Annotated in this window: 11 protein-coding genes and 1 tRNA gene; 8 read left to right on the forward strand and 4 right to left on the reverse strand. The window is 35.8% G+C overall.

Annotated features, from left to right (window positions below):
- Nucleotides 1-126: 126 nt before the first annotated feature.
- The 3 genes from NBRC110019_RS00115 to NBRC110019_RS00125 all read left to right on the forward strand — a co-directional run bounded on the left by NBRC110019_RS00115 (nt 127) and on the right by NBRC110019_RS00125 (nt 4,077).
- Nucleotides 127-2,079 (forward strand): M1 family metallopeptidase, encoded by a 1,953-nt coding sequence (locus NBRC110019_RS00115; RefSeq protein ID WP_281751067.1) that lies wholly within the window; start codon nt 127-129, stop codon nt 2,077-2,079.
- Between the two features lie 137 nt (nt 2,080-2,216).
- The gene (locus NBRC110019_RS00120; protein ID WP_281751069.1) at nt 2,217-3,446 is read left to right on the forward strand and encodes a metallophosphoesterase; all 1,230 of its coding nucleotides are present in this window, start codon (nt 2,217-2,219) and stop codon (nt 3,444-3,446) included.
- A 337-nt stretch (nt 3,447-3,783) separates the two neighbouring features.
- On the forward strand, nt 3,784-4,077 hold the full coding sequence (locus tag NBRC110019_RS00125) for a thioredoxin family protein (RefSeq protein ID WP_281751071.1): 294 nt from the start codon (nt 3,784-3,786) through the stop codon (nt 4,075-4,077).
- 2 nt (nt 4,078-4,079) lie between these two features.
- On the opposite strand, the gene NBRC110019_RS00130 is transcribed toward NBRC110019_RS00125, so the two are convergent.
- Together NBRC110019_RS00130 and NBRC110019_RS00135 are read right to left on the reverse strand one after the other, a co-directional pair.
- Nucleotides 4,080-4,718 carry a polysaccharide deacetylase family protein gene (locus NBRC110019_RS00130; RefSeq protein ID WP_281751073.1) on the reverse strand — a complete coding sequence of 213 codons (639 nt, stop codon included), beginning with the start codon at nt 4,716-4,718 and terminating at the stop codon, nt 4,080-4,082.
- An 89-nt stretch (nt 4,719-4,807) separates the two neighbouring features.
- On the reverse strand, nt 4,808-8,152 hold the full coding sequence (locus tag NBRC110019_RS00135) for a glycosyltransferase family 117 protein (protein ID WP_281751076.1): 3,345 nt from the start codon (nt 8,150-8,152) through the stop codon (nt 4,808-4,810).
- Nucleotides 8,153-8,398: 246 nt separating this feature from the next.
- Between NBRC110019_RS00135 and NBRC110019_RS00140 the strand changes: the two genes are divergently transcribed.
- Nucleotides 8,399-8,470: transfer RNA gene (locus tag NBRC110019_RS00140), tRNA-Gln, on the forward strand.
- A 47-nt stretch (nt 8,471-8,517) separates the two neighbouring features.
- Here the strand turns inward: NBRC110019_RS00140 and NBRC110019_RS00145 are convergent.
- Nucleotides 8,518-9,336, reverse strand: coding sequence for a universal stress protein (locus NBRC110019_RS00145; RefSeq protein WP_281751077.1), 819 nt, complete (start codon nt 9,334-9,336; stop codon nt 8,518-8,520).
- Between the two features lie 168 nt (nt 9,337-9,504).
- On the opposite strand from NBRC110019_RS00145, the gene rimP reads away from it, so the two are divergent.
- From rimP to infB, 3 genes are read left to right on the forward strand one after another with little or no spacing between them, the layout of a single operon-like run.
- Nucleotides 9,505-9,972, forward strand: a complete 468-nt coding sequence (gene rimP, locus NBRC110019_RS00150; protein ID WP_281751079.1) for a ribosome assembly cofactor RimP — start codon at nt 9,505-9,507, stop codon at nt 9,970-9,972.
- A gap of 13 nt (nt 9,973-9,985) precedes the next feature.
- Nucleotides 9,986-11,218 carry a transcription termination factor NusA gene (gene nusA, locus NBRC110019_RS00155; protein ID WP_281751081.1) on the forward strand — a complete coding sequence of 411 codons (1,233 nt, stop codon included), beginning with the start codon at nt 9,986-9,988 and terminating at the stop codon, nt 11,216-11,218.
- 55 nt (nt 11,219-11,273) lie between these two features.
- The gene (infB, locus tag NBRC110019_RS00160) at nt 11,274-14,330 is read left to right on the forward strand and encodes a translation initiation factor IF-2 (protein ID WP_281751083.1); all 3,057 of its coding nucleotides are present in this window, start codon (nt 11,274-11,276) and stop codon (nt 14,328-14,330) included.
- Nucleotides 14,331-14,483: 153 nt separating this feature from the next.
- Here infB and NBRC110019_RS00165 read toward each other — a convergent pair whose 3' ends face one another.
- Nucleotides 14,484-14,885, reverse strand: coding sequence for an SPOR domain-containing protein (locus tag NBRC110019_RS00165; protein WP_281751086.1), 402 nt, complete (start codon nt 14,883-14,885; stop codon nt 14,484-14,486).
- A 213-nt stretch (nt 14,886-15,098) separates the two neighbouring features.
- Here NBRC110019_RS00165 and NBRC110019_RS00170 point away from each other — a divergent pair, with 213 nt between their 5' ends.
- Complete coding sequence (locus tag NBRC110019_RS00170; protein ID WP_281751088.1) at nt 15,099-16,433, forward strand: c-type cytochrome; 1,335 nt, start codon at nt 15,099-15,101, stop codon at nt 16,431-16,433.
- Nucleotides 16,434-16,443 lie beyond the last annotated feature (10 nt).

Genomic DNA, 16,443 nt, shown 5'->3' on the forward strand with positions numbered 1-16,443 from the left:
ATAGGGCAATATGTAATATTGATAATGTAAGTGTTCTAAATATTTGTTAAAATACCGTGAATATGTAACGAAATTAGGGGATTCCGTTAACTTGCTATAGTTTTAATAATTTAATTTATCATCCAAATGAAAAATAGTATGAAGTGGGGCTGTTTAGGCTTGTTCTTGTTTCAGTTTGCTCATATAAATGCTCAGGAGGTAACTCCTAATAATCAATCAGAGTACAACCCGATTATGTATCGTCAGAGCTCTGTGTATAGGTCGGCATCTGGTAAGCCAGGGCCTGAATATTGGCAAAATACTGCTGATTATAAAATAGAAGCAACGCTTAATGATCAAGAAAACACTTTAACAGGTAAGGTAACTATTACTTATCATAATAACAGTCCTGAACCTTTAGAATATATTTGGTTGTATGTAGAACAGAACCGTTTTACTGAAACTTCCAGAGGCACGCTTACTACTCCCATAAGGGGGAATAGGTATTCAGGTGATACCGATGGCGGATACAGTATCTCTAGTGTACAGGCAAAAGTGGGTAAAAGAGGAAAAGCATCTGATAGGTATTTAATTAATGATACACGTATGCAGGTGTTTTTTGCAGAACCAATTCCTGCAGAAGATGGAATGGCAACTGTGCGTATGAATTTTAGTTTTAAAATTCCGGAAGCTGGGATGGATCGAATGGGGCGTTTAGAAACCAATAATGGAACTATTTACTCTATAGCACAATGGTACCCAAGAGTAGCTGTTTTTGATGATGTAAAAGGATGGAATACCGAGCCATATCTTGGAGCAGGAGAATTTTATTTAGAGTACGGTACTTTTGATTATAAAATAACGGTGCCATACAATCATATTGTAGTAGCTTCTGGGGAATTAGAGAATCCTAAAGAGGTATTAACTGCTACCGAAATAGATCGTATGGAGAAAGCTTCTAAGAGCGATGATCGTGTTTATATTATTACCCCTGATGAGGTAAACAACCCGTCGGTTACTAGACCTGTTTCTAGTGGTATGGTTACATGGCATTTTAGTATGGAGCATACCAGAGATGTTTCGTTTGCTACATCAAAGGCATTTATTTGGGATGCTGCTAAAATAGATTTACCAAGTGGTAAAAAGGCAATGGCACAATCTGTATATCCTAAAGAATCTTCAGGTAATAACGCTTGGGGGCGTTCTACAGAATATGTAAAAGGTTCTATAGAAAATTATTCTAATCAATGGTTTGAGTATCCGTATCCAAATGCTATTAATGTAGCTTCTAATGTTGGGGGTATGGAGTATCCTGGAATTGTTTTTTGCGGATCTGATAGTAGAGGTAGAGGTTTGTGGGATGTAACCGATCATGAATTCGGACATATTTGGTTCCCGATGATTGTAGGGTCTAATGAGCGTTTGTATCCTTGGATGGATGAAGGGTTTAATACGTTTATTAATCACTATAGCACCTTGGCTTTTAATAATGGGGAGTATCCTTCAGATTTAAACAAAGGAAGACAGCATTTAGGGTATTATACTAAAAAAGATAGAGAAGGGATAGATACCTATCCTGATATTGCGAATACGAGTAACTTAGCTTATACGGCCTATTACAAACCGGCTTTAGGATTGATTATGTTAAGAGAGTATATTTTAGGACCTGAACGTTTTGATTATGCATTTAAAGATTATATAAAATCATGGGCTTATAAGCACCCACAACCATCAGACTTTTTTAATGCAATGGAAAGTGCAGCAGGCGAAAATTTAAATTGGTTCTGGAGAGGTTGGTTTTATGGTAATGGTAATATTGATTTAGCAATAAGTCAAGTGCAGCAGTTTCAGGGGGCTTATTTAGTGGTTTTAGAGAACAGAGGAGATTTCCCTATGCCTGTTAAATTAAAAGTTACCTATACCGATGGTACTGATGAAATGAAGGAACTTCCTGTGGAGATTTGGGAACGTGGAGATAGTTGGAACTACTTGTTAAAAACGAAAAAGGTGGTAGAGTCTGTTGAAATAGATCCTGATAAAATTACTCCGGATGTAAATAGTTCTAACGATGTATGGCCTAGTACTATTTATAAAAAATAAGAAATAATATATTAAGAAAAGGCTGTCTAAAAAGGCAGTCTTTTTTGTTTGTAAAAAGTTAAATAAGGAATGGTACTGTAAGTATTTGTGTTATTGGTAGACTTAACCCTTATTTTTGTAATTGACAAATACAAATTATGCGATTTATTTTTATTGTGATGTTAGCGCTTTATGTGCTAATAGATGTTTATGTTTTTAGAGTGTTAAGAGGAACAGGGCGTTCTTTTTGGCCGTATGTATACCTATTTGTGTCGGCAGTTATTATAGGCAACTTAATTGTTCGGTTTTTTGTAATTAATGATGAGGGGGGAAGAGTATTGTCGGTTTCTAAAAGCTATGCTATAGGATTCTTTATCTCTTTTATAGTATTCAAAGTGTTCTTTTTGTTGTTTTTTTCAAGTGAGACTCTAATACGATTTTTTATTGGTGGATATAAACGTTTGTTTGGGAGTGATGAGGTTTTTACAATGCCGGATAGAAGAGCTTTTGTGAAAAATATGTTGTTAGGTATAGCAGCTGTACCTTTTGCTTCTATGTTATATGGAATGTACAGGGGGAAGTATAATTATAAAGTGTTGTCTTATACTTTGGAGTTTGATGATTTACCAGAAGCATTTGACGGATATACCATTACTCAGGTGAGCGATATTCACTGTGGTAGTTTTGATAATAAAGAAAAAATACAATACGGAATTGATTTAATAAACGAGCAGCAAAGTGATGTGTTGCTATTTACCGGTGATATGGTAAACAATAAAGCTGATGAGCTTGATGGCTGGATGGATGTTTTTGCTGGGTTGTACGCTAAAGACGGGAAGTATTCTGTACTGGGTAATCATGATTACGGAGATTATGTAGAGTGGGAAACAGAGGAGCAAAAAGTAGCCAACTTAGAGGATTTGAAAGGCAGACAAAAATCTATGGGTTTTGATTTGCTGTTGAATGAAAATAGGTTTTTAGAAAAAGACGGACAACGTATAGCGTTGGTTGGTGTAGAGAATTGGGGAGGCGGTCATTTTAAGAAAGCTGGGGATTTGCAAAAAGCTAAGCAAGGCGTTTCTAAAGATGATTTTAAAATAGTAATGAGTCACGATCCGACGCATTGGGAAGAAAAAGTGCTACCTGATGAAGATCATTTTCATATTACCTTATCTGGGCATACCCATGGTATGCAATTTGGTATAGAAATTCCAGGTTGGATTAAATGGAGTCCATCAAAGTGGAGGTATAAGCATTGGGCAGGTATTTATGAAAGTAATGGGGAATTTCTGAATGTAAATAGAGGGTTTGGTTATCTTGCTTTTCCGGGTAGAGTTGGTATATGGCCAGAAGTTACTGTGATAAAACTTAAGAAGAAGTTAGTGTAAATAATTGCTCTAGTTTTGATACTGTGTATCTCTTTAGATATATGATTCTTTAGGTCTAGGTTGGTTTGTAGTTGCTAATCGAGATGTGTTTGAATAGATGTTATTTTGAGACTCCAACAGTTTAGGGTGTTTTTATCGGCTCCGGTGCTGCTGAATATGAGGTAACTTTTGTAGATACTGTAAATACTGGTAGAATTAGATGCTAATGATTGTATTAAGGTTATGTCTAGAGTGTTATAGTAGATTTGGGAGTGTATTAACTGTTTCTTTGAATGTTGTAGTGCATTAAATATAATTTAGTAATTTTATTATAGCTAACAGATAAACTTATAGATCTATGTCGAAATTTGGAGATTTAATAGATGTTACAGTTCCGGTGTTATTTGATTTCTATGCACATTTAGGTACGGAGTCCACCAATCATCCTGTGCTGTTAGATGTGGCTACCACAATGGGTGATAATGCTAAGATTATTAAAATTAATGTGGAAAAGAATCAGGAGCTAATCGAGGCGCTTAAGATTACGGTAGTACCAACCTATATCATCTATAAGAATGGTGAAATGGTTTGGAGGCAGTCTGGAAACTTAGATGCCAGTATGCTTGCATTAACATTGCAAGAGTTTGTATAACGTTAGATGGCTTTAAAGGTATATCCTTTATTGCTTAGATGTTCTAACACTTTGGGTAAAACGTTATGTAAATTTTTAAAGGCCTTTTTACTATCATGAAAAACAATAATACTACCCGGTTCTACGTGGTTTACAACATTGTTGTATACTTTTTCTGTAGTTAAGGTAGTGTCATAATCTTCGCTAATAATATCCCATGCTATAATCGTGTAACACTCTTTACGCAAGCGTTTGATGAGGCTGGGTGTAAATTTCCCGTATGGAGGTCTAAATAATTTTCGATTTTCTGTAAATTCAGGATAATATTCTTTTATAACCTCTTCTGTCTGTAAAACATTATTCATGTAATTTTTCTGATTAGTTTTCCAAGCATTTAGGTGATTGTAGGTGTGGTTTCCAATAGCATGACCTGCATGGATAATCTTATTAAAGATTTCAGGTTCTTCAGTTATGTTTTTACCAATACAAAAAAAGGTGGCTTTTGCATGGTATTGTTCTAATTGTTTTAAAACCCATTCAGTTATTTCTTTCGTAGGGCCATCATCAAAAGTAAGGTATACCACTTTTTTGTTGGCAGGGATATTCCAAACCAATTTTTGGAATAGCAACTTAATTATTTTTGGGGTTTTTACTAGTAACATAAAAAAAGCAGCAGGGTTAAACCTGCTGCTATAAAATTATAAAATTATTTATTGTATTCTTTATTCTTTAACAAAGTTTAGAGTTAAAGCTACTCTGTTGCTTCTGTAGAAGTCTCAGGGATACTCATGTTTTCAATGGTATCCTTCGTTTGAGTACTATCTCCCTCCTGTAATAAACCTTCTGATGTTAGTCCTTCTGGTTCTTCTTCCATTGGGAATTTAGACATATACGCGTTGTATTTAGTAGCTTCCTCTTTAAAGAAGTCCATGTCTTGATTCATACCTATAATATCAATTAGAGAAGAGTATCTGTAGGCACTAGAATTAATATCATTTTCTGCCTCCTTCATGGCTATATTGTCAAGGGTGGCATAGTATTTTAATTCTTCTTGATAGTGTTTTGCTACTTGGGTAAACAAGTCTCTTGCTTTTTGTTTTTCACCTACTTTGTAATAAGCATCAATATAAGCATCTAGTAAGAAGTAATAACCAAATCTATCAGCAGGCATATTCTTCATAGCAATTTCAATAGCCTCTTTAGCTTTGTCTATTTTGTTTTCATTAATTAAGGTTTCAACAAGGCGAGCTATGTTACCACGATAGTTAATACTGTTTCTTCTAGTTTCAGGATCTAGGTAAATATTAGGATCTCCAGAGTTACCCCAATCCCATTTCTTAACAATATCAAACATTAGGTCGCTATCAATGCGTCCCATTTCATAAGGGTTGTTTTTGTCAATAGGAGTTTCAATAGGCACTAATTTGTAAACCATACCGTCAAGTTGCAGATAGTCCTTCATCCAAATGTATTCCTGATCATCAAAACTACCACCTGTAAAGTAAATAGGGCGTTTCCAATCGTTGTTTGCTAGTATATCTAACATCATCATTCGGTGTTTTCCGATGGCAGATTTTGGTAAGTCAATGTCAATATGATCTACAATAAGGTCGGCATCTTCAGGTTTTACTAATCCACTCTTAAGTACATTTTCTTTATTAACCGGAACTCTAATCTTATTAGTAGGGTAGTAGTTTGTTTCTAATAAACTTTCAGGAATATTAGCTGTATTATTAAGTACATAACCCATTTTATATTTAGGGTTTTCGCTGGTAATAAACTCCATGAATTTTTTGATATCCCAACGTTGCTTTGAAACGGTTTCACTTACGGGTTGGTAATAGATAGCATCACGAGTCCCCCATTTGTATTGGCTATGCTTTAGGCTGCTAGGGATCGGTTCACTTTCGTACGTTTTACGTTTCATTTGATCTATATACCATGCAGTAGCAAATAATTGGGTGTTAATAGTTCTGATATCGGTTCTATATTCCTCAATTTCCTGAGCGTACCATAATGCAAAGGTGTCATTATCTCCAATAGTAAAGAGGAGCGCACCGGCGTCTTCTTGAACCGAATCTAAATACGATTTCGCCATAGATTGTGCCGTATATCTGTTAGAACGGTCATGATCGTCCCAGTTTTGGTATGCCATTACGGTTGGTACCGATAGGAAACATACCGCCACTACTAAAGGTGAAAGTGCTTTTGGAGAAAGCATTTCTCTAAATACATCAAAAAGGGCATATACACCAAAACCAATCCATATACAGAATACGTAAAACGATCCTACTAAAGCATAATCACGTTCACGAGGTTCAAAAGGACGTTCATTTAGGTACAGCTTTAAGGCAATACCTGTAAAGAGAAATAGCATTAAAAGCACCCAAAACTTTTGCTGACTTCTAGAAGCTAAATAGAATACCCCTATAAGTCCTAAAATTAATGGCAATAAGAAATAGGTGTTGCGAGCTGGGTTGTTGGCTACATCGCTAGGTAAGTTGTCTTGTGACCCGTGGAAAATTTCATCAATAAATTTAATACCCGTTAATACCGATCCATGGTCGTCTAACTTACCTTGTATATCGTCTTTTCTTCCAATAAAATTCCATCCAAAATAACGTACATACATGTAGGCTATCTGAAAGTTGAAGAAGTAGTCTATATTCTGGGCAAAAGATGGTTTTTCTATTTCTAAATAGTCTTTATAATCATTTAAAAACTGTTCATAGTTGTCGGTAGAAATTTCACCTGATGCTACTTGCTTTTTAAAACTTTGTACCAATGATTGCAGTTCAGGACTCTCAACATAATCAGCATTAATGTTAAAGTCAAGTTTGCCGGTAAGTTTCATATAATTGGCAGCATGTTCTTCACTCCACATTCTAGGTAGTAATCCTTCTTGTTTGCTATTTGCATTTTGTATTTCACCTTTCCAGTGATTCACAATTTCATATTTTCCTAAAACTTCATTTTTCTCATATTTAGGTTTACCATCAACATACGGTTGGTTCTCATCTAATCCTGCGTATTTGTTAGAATACATAGGTCCGTAGAATAAATGCGTTTCAGGGTACTGCTCTAAGTTGTAATAGGCTAATAAGGTACGCGCATCCGATGGGTCATTCTCGTTAATTACGGTATTTGCATTGGCTCTAATAGGAACCATTAACCAGGTAGAAAAACCAATAAGTACAAAAATGGTACATAGGATACCTGTGTTTAAATTTACAAAGCCTTTTTTGCTAGAATATGAAAGTCCGTAGTAGAACCCTCCTATAATTAATAGCCCTGCAATAATAGTTCCTGAATTGAAAGGAAGCCCTATAGAGTTTACAAAGAAAACTTCTAAGTACCCGAAAAAGGATAAGGTATATGGTAATAGTAATTTGAAAATAAATAAAAGAATAGCAATAGAAACAATGTTTGCTATGATAAAGTTTTTTACATTTTTCTCAAAGTGCGACTTAAAGAAGTACATCATTCCAATAGCCGGAATGGTAAGTAATGCCATAAAGTGAACCCCAAATGATAACCCTATAACAAGTGCTATTAATAGTAACCATTTACTTCCGCGTGGAGAATCTAAATTTTCTGTCCATTTAAGACCAAGCCAAAACATTAACGACATCATAAAGATAGCCATTGCATATACCTCGGCTTCTACGGCGTTAAACCAAAAACTGTCTGAAAAAGCTAATGCTAAACCACCAACTACACCACTTCCTAAAATAGCAAATGCTTTAGCGTTTGTAAACTCTTCAGTTTCTTTGGTTATAAATTGTTTTAAAATACCTGTAATACTCCAAAACATAAAAAGAATTGCAAAGGCACTAGAGGTAACAGACATATAGTTGACCATTAGTGCAATATGTTCTTTAGAAATAGCAAACATAGCAAAAAAGGCTCCCATCATTTGGAAGAACGGAGCTCCCGGTGGGTGTCCTACTTGTAATTTAGCTGCAGTAGGTATGTATTCTCCACAATCCCAGAAGCTTGCTGTAGGTTCCACGGTAAGTCCGTATGTAGTGAAGGCTATAATAAAAACTATCCATCCTATGATAGTATTCCATTTTTTAAAGTCTTTTGAGAACATAGAAGTGTTTCTTTTTCTTATATTTATATAATTGTGGCGAATTTACTAATTATTATAAAAGTTGCGTCAGGTTTTTAAACGATAAAAAAAGATTAATATTTTTTTAAGAAATAAAAAGACTTTTCTTATTGATAATTAATTGGCTAAAAGTAGGTTGAAATTTTATTTCAAAAAATATTCAAATTTTTTGCTTAAAAACTTGTTCAATTGGATATTTGTTGTAGTTTTGCATCCGCAATAAAGCATTGGCCTATGGTGTAATTGGTAACACAGCTGATTTTGGTTCAGTCGTTCAAGGTTCGAGTCCTTGTAGGCCAACAAAAAAACCTCTTAGTTTTCTAAGAGGTTTTTTTATTTTTGGTAGCCTATATTTTTAAAGTGATTACGGGTCTTATGGCGTGGTTTACTAAATCTTCGCTCAGGCTTCCGTTAAAGAAGTGTGCTAAGCCTCTTCTGCCGTGTGTGCTTACGCTTAGTAAATCGGCATTAATGCTGTTAGCAAAATTAAGGATGCCTTCTTCTATGGTTTCGTCATTGTAAATATTAACGGTGTAATCTGTTACTTCGGCTATGTTTAAAAATTCGTTTATACGGTCTTTAATAGCGTGTGTAGTTTTAAAGTTATTGGGGGTGTTAACGTATAGTAGGTGTAGGGTGTAGCCAAATTGCTTCGACATTTCTACTGCTTTCTTAAAGCTTTCGTGGTAGTTGTGTAAAAAGCTACTTGCGTACACCATGTGTTTGAAGTTAATCTCAAGAATTGGTTTTTTAATAACCATTACTGGGATGTTTGCATGTCTTACAACTTTTTCTGTGTTAGAGCCTACGAAGATTTCTGAAATACCTGAAGCGCCACTAGATCCAATAACAATTATATCTATATTATTTTCCTCGGCAACCCTGTTGATGCCTGTGGTTATTTCGTCTTCTTCAACTAATTCGTGAATAGTAAGTCCTTCAAGGTAAGGTTTGTCTAAAAAGGTATTGAATTTTTGATGTGCTAGTTTAAGGAAGAAAATAGCTTCCGGTAGCTCATTTTTATCGGTGCTTAGTAAGTGAACAGGTAAATCTAATAAATGGAGTATGTAAAGTTCAGCGTTATGCTTTTTAGCAATTGATGCTGCTGTTTGAAGGGCATGCTCTGCCTGTTCGGAAAAATCTGTTGGTACTAAAATTTTCTTCATCTTTTGAATAAATAGTTGAAATAATATGGTTTCTTATAAAGGTATGAATTATTTGCGTAATTGCTTTATTATAACCGTAAAAAAGTATTATATTTGCAGCCTAAAGAATAATATAAAGTTATTTGGAGGGGACGGGAGTCCCCTCTTTTAATTAGTAATAATTCGAATATGTTTAGAGAAAAGGTAGAAGAATTGTTGGCAGAAGCACTAAAAACAAGGGAAGATTTGTTTTTAATAGACCTAACTATTTCATCATCTAATGCAATTTATGTAATTTTGGACGGTGATAATGGAGTCTCTCTGAATGATTGCATTGAGGTTAGCCGTAAAATAGAACATAATTTAGATAGGGAAGAGGAAGATTTTTCTCTGGAAGTTGCTTCAGCCGGAATTTCAGAACCTTTAAAAATAAAAAGGCAATTTGTGAAAAATATTGGTAGAAAAATATCGGTGAAACTTATTGGTGGTGCTAAATCAACAGAGGGGACTTTGACCGATGTAGATGATGCTAGTATTTTTTTGGAATATAAGGTTAGAGAACCTAAACCGGTAGGTAAAGGGAAGGTGACCGTTTTGCGAAAAGAAGAAATAGCTTTTGATGCTATACATGAAGCAAAAGTGATGGTAATATTTTAATTAAAGACATGACATGGAAAATCTTGCGTTGATCGATTCGTTTTCGGAGTTTAAAGATGATAAACTAATAGATCGTGTAACACTTATGGCAATTCTGGAAGAAGTTTTCAGAAACGCACTTAGAAAAAAATATGGTTCAGATGATAATTTCGATATTATTGTAAACCCTGATAAAGGGGATTTGGAAATATGGAGGAACCGTATAGTAGTTGCTGATGGTGAGGTTGAGGATCCGAATCAGGAAATAGAGTTAACCGAAGCAAGAAAGATTGAGCCTGATTTTGAGGTTGGTGAAGATGTGTCGGAAGAAGTGAAGTTGGTAGATTTAGGAAGAAGAGCTATTTTGGCTTTGCGTCAAAACTTAATTTCTAAAATTCATGAACATGATAATACTACCATCTATAAGCAATTTAAAGATTTAATTGGTGAGATATACACTGCAGAGGTGCACCATATTAGACATAGAGTTGTGATTTTGCTTGATGATGAAGGGAATGAAATTGTATTGCCAAAAGATAAGCAAATACCATCTGATTTCTTTAGAAAAGGAGAGAATGTAAGAGGTATTATTGATAGTGTTGAATTAAAAGGTAGTAAGCCTGCTATTATTATGTCTAGAACTTCTCCTGTGTTTTTAGAGAAGTTATTTGAGCAAGAGATTCCTGAGATTTTTGACGGATTAATTTCTGTTAAGAAAGTAGTGAGGATTCCTGGAGAGAAAGCAAAAGTAGCGGTAGATTCTTATGATGACAGAATTGATCCTGTTGGTGCTTGTGTGGGTATGAAGGGATCTAGAATTCATGGTATTGTAAGAGAGTTAGGGAACGAAAATATTGATGTTATTAATTATACTGGTAACACGCAATTATATATTACAAGAGCGTTAAGCCCTGCAAGAGTAAACTCAGTTTCTATTAATGATGAAACTAAAAGAGCTCAGGTGTATTTACAGCCAGATGAAGTTTCTAAAGCAATTGGTAAAGGTGGTTTTAATATTAGATTGGCCGGCTTTTTAACAGGTTATGAGATTGATGTTTATAGAGAAGGAGTTGAAGAAGATGTTGAGTTAACCGAGTTTGCGGATGAAATCGACATGTGGATTGTTGAAGAATTCAAGAAAATTGGTTTAGATACTGCAAAGAGTGTATTAGAGCTTGATGTAGATGATTTGGTTAAGAGAACCGATCTAGAAGAAGAAACTGTTCAGGAAGTTGTTAGAATCCTGAGAGAGGAATTTGATGAGTAAACACTCATAGGGTTCTTCGGGTTTCAAAATTAAATTGAGGAATAAAAAATAATATATGTCTGAAAACAAAACAATTAGACTTAACAGAGTACTTAGGGAATTGAATATTTCTTTGGACCGTGCTGTGGAGTTTTTGACCTCTAAGGGACATGAGGTCGAAGCACGTCCTACTACCAAAATATCAGGAGAAGTATATGATATTTTGCAACAGGGATTTCAAACCGATAAGAGTAAAAAAGTTGCGTCTAAAGAGGTGGGCGAGGAAAAGCGAAAAGAGAAAGAGGCGATTCGTATTGAGCTTGAGAAGGAGCAAGAGCTTAAACGAAAAATGTCGGAAGAGGTGGTGAAGGCAAGAGTTCAACTTAGCGGACCTAAAACTATTGGTAAAATAGATTTAGAAGCGGCTAAAGAAGAAGTGCCTGCGCCTGCAGAAGAGCCTGTTAAAGAAGTAGCTAAGCCTGAAGTAGAAGCGAAGCCGAACGTGGTAGCTGAGAAAGAAGAAAAAGAGGAGAAAGAGCCTGTGGTACAAGAAGCCCCGAAAGCGGAAGAACCAAAAGCAGAAGCTCTAAAAGTAGAAGCTCCAAAAGCAGAAGAAGCGCCTAAGGTTGAGGAAAAGAAAGTGGTAGAGGAAAAGAAACCTGAAGCAGGTGTTGTTAAAAAGGAAGGTAAGCTTTTTGTTAAAGAAAATATCTTTAAAAAGGACACTGCTTTTAAAAGAGAGCGTGATTCTAAAGAGACATCACAAAACAGACCTCCTCATTCTAAGCCTCAGTTTAATAAAGTAAGACAAGATAAAAAGTTTACTCCTAAGCCTGAATCTCCTAAGGCTAAAGAACAACCGCGTCAACCGGAAAAACCTGATAATGAAACTCCAGAAAATCAGGAACCAGAAGTAATTCAGACAAAATATAAAAAGCTTTCAGGTCCTAAGCTTGTAGGTGAGAAGATAGATCTTACCAAGTTTGAAAAGCCTAAAAAGAAGAAAGAAGATCCGAAAGATAAAAAGGATAACAACCGTCCTAATAAAGAGCGTAGAACAAAACGTAGAAGAATTTCGGGAGATTCTAACAATAGTAATGGCAATAATAACGCCAATAATAGCGGAGGTAATAACCGTAATAATAACAATCAGCGCCCTAATAACAATAATAACAAACCTAGAAGAGGTGGCGTAAGTAAATTTAAGCCTGTTACTAAAGTAGAGCCGACTGAGGAAGATGTACAAAAACAAGTACGTGAAACCCTTGAAAAATTGCAAGGGAAGGGTGCTAAAAATAAAGGTGCTAAATATCGTAGAGAAAAAAGAGATTCTCACCGTCAGAAAACGGAAGACGTATTAGCATTACAACAAGCAGAAAGTAAGTTATTAAAAGTAACCGAGTTTGTTACGGTTGCAGAAGTAGCCACCATGATGGATGTGCCAATTAATAAAGTAATTGGAGCATGTATGTCTTTAGGTATTATGGTTACCATGAACCAGCGTTTAGATGCAGAGACGCTTTCTATTGTTGCTGATGAGTTTGGATATGAAGTTGAATTTGTAACGGCTGATATTGAAGAGGCAATTCAGGAAGAGCCAGATGCAGAAGAAGATTTAGTAGCTAGGGCTCCTATTGTAACAGTAATGGGGCATGTAGATCACGGTAAAACATCGTTGTTAGATTATGTTCGTCAAGAAAATGTAATTGCTGGTGAAAGTGGTGGTATTACGCAGCACATAGGTGCTTACGGGGTACAATTAGAAGGTGGACAGAAAATTACATTCTTAGATACACCTGGTCACGAAGCGTTTACCGCGATGCGTGCTAGAGGTGCTCAGGTAACCGATATTGCTATTATTGTAATTGCTGCAGATGATGATATCATGCCGCAAACAAAAGAAGCTATTTCACATGCGCAGGCAGCTGGTGTACCTATGATATTTGCAATTAATAAGGTTGATAAGTCTACTGCGAATCCTGATAAGATTAAAGAAAGACTTGCTAGTATGAATTTACTAGTGGAAGATTGGGGTGGTAGTATTCAGTCACACGATATTTCTGCTAAAAAGGGAACAGGAGTTTCTGAATTACTTGAGAAAGTGTTGTTAGAAGCTGAGATATTAGACTTGAAGGCGAATCCTAAAAAGGCTTCGGCAGGTACTGTAGTAGAAGCTTTCCTAGATAAAGGTAGAGGTTATGTAGCTACTATCTTAGTGCAGTCGGGTACGTTGAAAATAGGGGATTATGTATTGGCTGGTAAGCATAGCGGTAAGGTAAAAGCGATGCATGATGAGCGTGGTAATATAGTTAAAGAGGCAGGGCCTTCTACACCGATATCTATTTTAGGTTTAGATGGTGCTCCGCAGGCAGGTGATAAGTTTAATGTTTTTGAAGATGAAAAAGAAGCGAAACAGATTGCTACCAAAAGAACTCAGTTACAGCGTGAACAATCGGTTAGAACGCAACGTCATATTACCCTTGATGAAATTGGTAGACGTATTGCTTTAGGCGACTTTAAAGAGTTGAATATTATACTTAAAGGTGACGTGGATGGATCGGTTGAGGCATTAACAGATTCGTTCCAGAAATTGTCTACTGAGGAAATTCAGGTGAATATTATTCACAAGGCAGTGGGGCCTATTACGGAATCGGATGTATTGTTAGCTTCGGCTTCAGATGCAATTATTATCGGATTTAATGTTAGGCCTATGGGTAATGCTAGGTCTATTGCAGATAAGGAAGAAATTGATATTAGAACATATTCTATCATTTATGACGCTATAAACGATCTTAAAGATGCGATGGAGGGGATGCTTTCTCCAGAGATGAAAGAAGAGATTACGGGTACTGCGGAAATACGTGAAACATTCAAAATATCTAAAGTAGGTACAATTGCCGGATGTATGGTTATGGATGGTAAAATCTTCAGAAACTCTAGAATACGTCTTATTAGAGACGGTGTGGTAATATTTACCGGAGAGTTGACTTCCTTGAAACGTTTTAAAGATGACGTTAAAGAGGTGTCTAAAGGATATGATTGTGGATTACAGATTAAGAACTATAACGACATTAAGGAAAGTGATATAGTAGAAGCTTTCCAGGAGGTTGCTGTGATGAAAAAAATCAAGTAACTTCTAAAATAAATGTTACAATAAAAAAAGCGGCTTTTGTAAAAAAGCCGCTTTTTTTATTTACTCAATAATTGAGATGAAATGTGCTGAGACTTGTCTCGAAATAGAAGTACAATGCTTGCTAAATGTTTCGTGGGTTTGCCTCTGAGTAGTTTACTGTTTTGGGTTTATAACAAACGCATTTGGGTAAAATTCTTTGATAGCTGTAAGTTCTTTGTCGGCTTCTAAGCGCTTTCTGTATTTGCCAATTTTTATTTTATAATTAGGGTACTCGTAATACATGTCTACAATCCATTCTGGATGATTTTCACGAACCTCCTTTAGGGTTTCTAATGCATTGGGTTTATTGCCGCTAAAAATCTGTACAGTATAGATTTTATCGAAGCTCTCGTTGGGTCCGATGCTTTTTTTAAGGGTTATTAGTTTTTCGATAACCGGACTCTGTTCTATAATTTTTTTTGACTCAGGAATGCTATCTTGTGCAGTGCATAACTGGGTAGATAAGGCTGTTCCGAATAGGATGTAGTAAAACGTTTTCATTCTTAAAATTCTCATATTGAATACTTAATAGTGCAAAATTAAAATATATTTAAGATGTTGGTTAAAACTGTTATTATTTAGAATCTATATAAATTAATAATTAACGCTTCTTTAGCATTTCTTAACTCAACTTGATATTGTATTTTTGCTCACAGTTCATCACGAATCTATGATTTTTATCATTGTAAAAATCGTGCCAAATTTAGATTGATAATACAATTTATTAATATGAAAAAGGTGAAACACCGCAATTCAGCCTCGAGTATTTTAGGGTTAAGTCTAGCACTTCTGCTAGCATTTTCTACCACTGTTTTTTCGCAAGAAACTGACACAGCCGCAGCAGCTACAGAAACCACTGCAGATGCAAGCGTCGGTGCTGGTGATCCTGTGAATGGAAAGAAACTATTTAATACCAATTGTGCCGCTTGTCACAATTTGGATAAAAAAATGACTGGTCCTGCGTTGAGAGGTGTGGGAGATAAGCATGATAAGGAATGGTTGTACAGTTGGATTCACAATAGTAGTGCGTTAATCGCTTCAGGTGATGCTGATGCTGTTAAGATATTTGAAGAGTTTAATAAAACGCCTATGACAGCGTTTCCGCAGTTGTCGGAAGCTGAGATAGATGATATTATTGCTTATACAATGGCTCCTAAGCCTGCGCCACCGGTTCCGCCGACTGTGTCAGGAGAAGGGGGAGGGGAAGGTTCTTCGGGTGGTATTGATACTAATATAGTGTTGGCTGCTTTAGCACTTGGTTTTGCGTTAATGATTGCGATGCTTTATGTGGTTAATCAAACATTAAGAAGAATTGCTGAGGCGAATGGTATTGAACTTCAGAAAGAAAGTGAAAAGAGATTGCCGTTATGGAAAGCGTTTATTCAAAATCAATTCTTGGTAATTGTTTCTGTGATATTGTTATTGTTGGTGTCTGCATGGTTTGCTTATGGCTACTTAATGCAGGTGGGTGTTGATCAGGGGTATAAGCCTAATCAGCCAATTCATTTCTCTCACAGAATTCACGCTGGTGATAATGGTATTGATTGTAAATACTGTCACTCTTCTGCAAGAGTTAGTAAAACTTCTGGTATTCCTTCTTTAAATGTTTGTATGAACTGTCATAAAAATATTAGTGAAGTAGCTGAGACTACGGCTACACCAGATCATTCAAAAGAATTTTACGATGAGCAAATCCAAAAGTTGTATAAAGCAACTGGTTGGGATGCTGAAAATATGAAATATACTGGTGAGACTGATCCTGTTAAATGGGTTCGTATTCATAACTTACCAGACTTTGCTTACTTTAATCACTCACAACACGTTACTGTAGCAGGAGTTGAGTGCCAGAAATGTCACGGTCCTGTAGAAACATTTGAGGTAATGGAGCAATTTGCGCCACTTACTATGGGATGGTGTATTAACTGCCACCGTGAAACAAATGTGAAAATGGAAGGTAATGAGTACTATGAGAAAATCCACGAACAACTTTATAAAAAGTATGGTAGAAAAGATTTTACTATTGCTGAGATGGGTGGGTTAGAATGTGGTAAGTGTCACTATTAATATTGTTAAA

Origin of the sequence: Neptunitalea chrysea (assembly GCF_027924145.1) — a bacterium.
Lineage (GTDB): Bacteria > Bacteroidota > Bacteroidia > Flavobacteriales > Flavobacteriaceae > Neptunitalea > Neptunitalea chrysea.

Excerpts from the sequence above, each read along its gene's own strand:
- NBRC110019_RS00135 (WP_281751076.1), bottom strand. The coding sequence starts at position 8,152 with ATGTTCTCAAAAGACTTTAAAAAATGGAATACTATCATAGGATGGATA.
- NBRC110019_RS00145 (WP_281751077.1), bottom strand. The coding sequence starts at position 9,336 with ATGAAGAAAATTTTAGTACCAACAGATTTTTCCGAACAGGCAGAGCAT.
- rimP (WP_281751079.1), top strand. The coding sequence starts at position 9,505 with ATGTTTAGAGAAAAGGTAGAAGAATTGTTGGCAGAAGCACTAAAAACA.
- NBRC110019_RS00130 (WP_281751073.1), bottom strand. The coding sequence starts at position 4,718 with ATGTTACTAGTAAAAACCCCAAAAATAATTAAGTTGCTATTCCAAAAA.
- nusA (WP_281751081.1), top strand. The coding sequence starts at position 9,986 with ATGGAAAATCTTGCGTTGATCGATTCGTTTTCGGAGTTTAAAGATGAT.
- NBRC110019_RS00115 (WP_281751067.1), top strand. The coding sequence starts at position 127 with ATGAAAAATAGTATGAAGTGGGGCTGTTTAGGCTTGTTCTTGTTTCAG.
- NBRC110019_RS00170 (WP_281751088.1), top strand. The coding sequence starts at position 15,099 with ATGAAAAAGGTGAAACACCGCAATTCAGCCTCGAGTATTTTAGGGTTA.
- NBRC110019_RS00120 (WP_281751069.1), top strand. The coding sequence starts at position 2,217 with ATGCGATTTATTTTTATTGTGATGTTAGCGCTTTATGTGCTAATAGAT.
- infB (WP_281751083.1), top strand. The coding sequence starts at position 11,274 with ATGTCTGAAAACAAAACAATTAGACTTAACAGAGTACTTAGGGAATTG.
- NBRC110019_RS00165 (WP_281751086.1), bottom strand. The coding sequence starts at position 14,885 with ATGAGAATTTTAAGAATGAAAACGTTTTACTACATCCTATTCGGAACA.
- NBRC110019_RS00125 (WP_281751071.1), top strand. The coding sequence starts at position 3,784 with ATGTCGAAATTTGGAGATTTAATAGATGTTACAGTTCCGGTGTTATTT.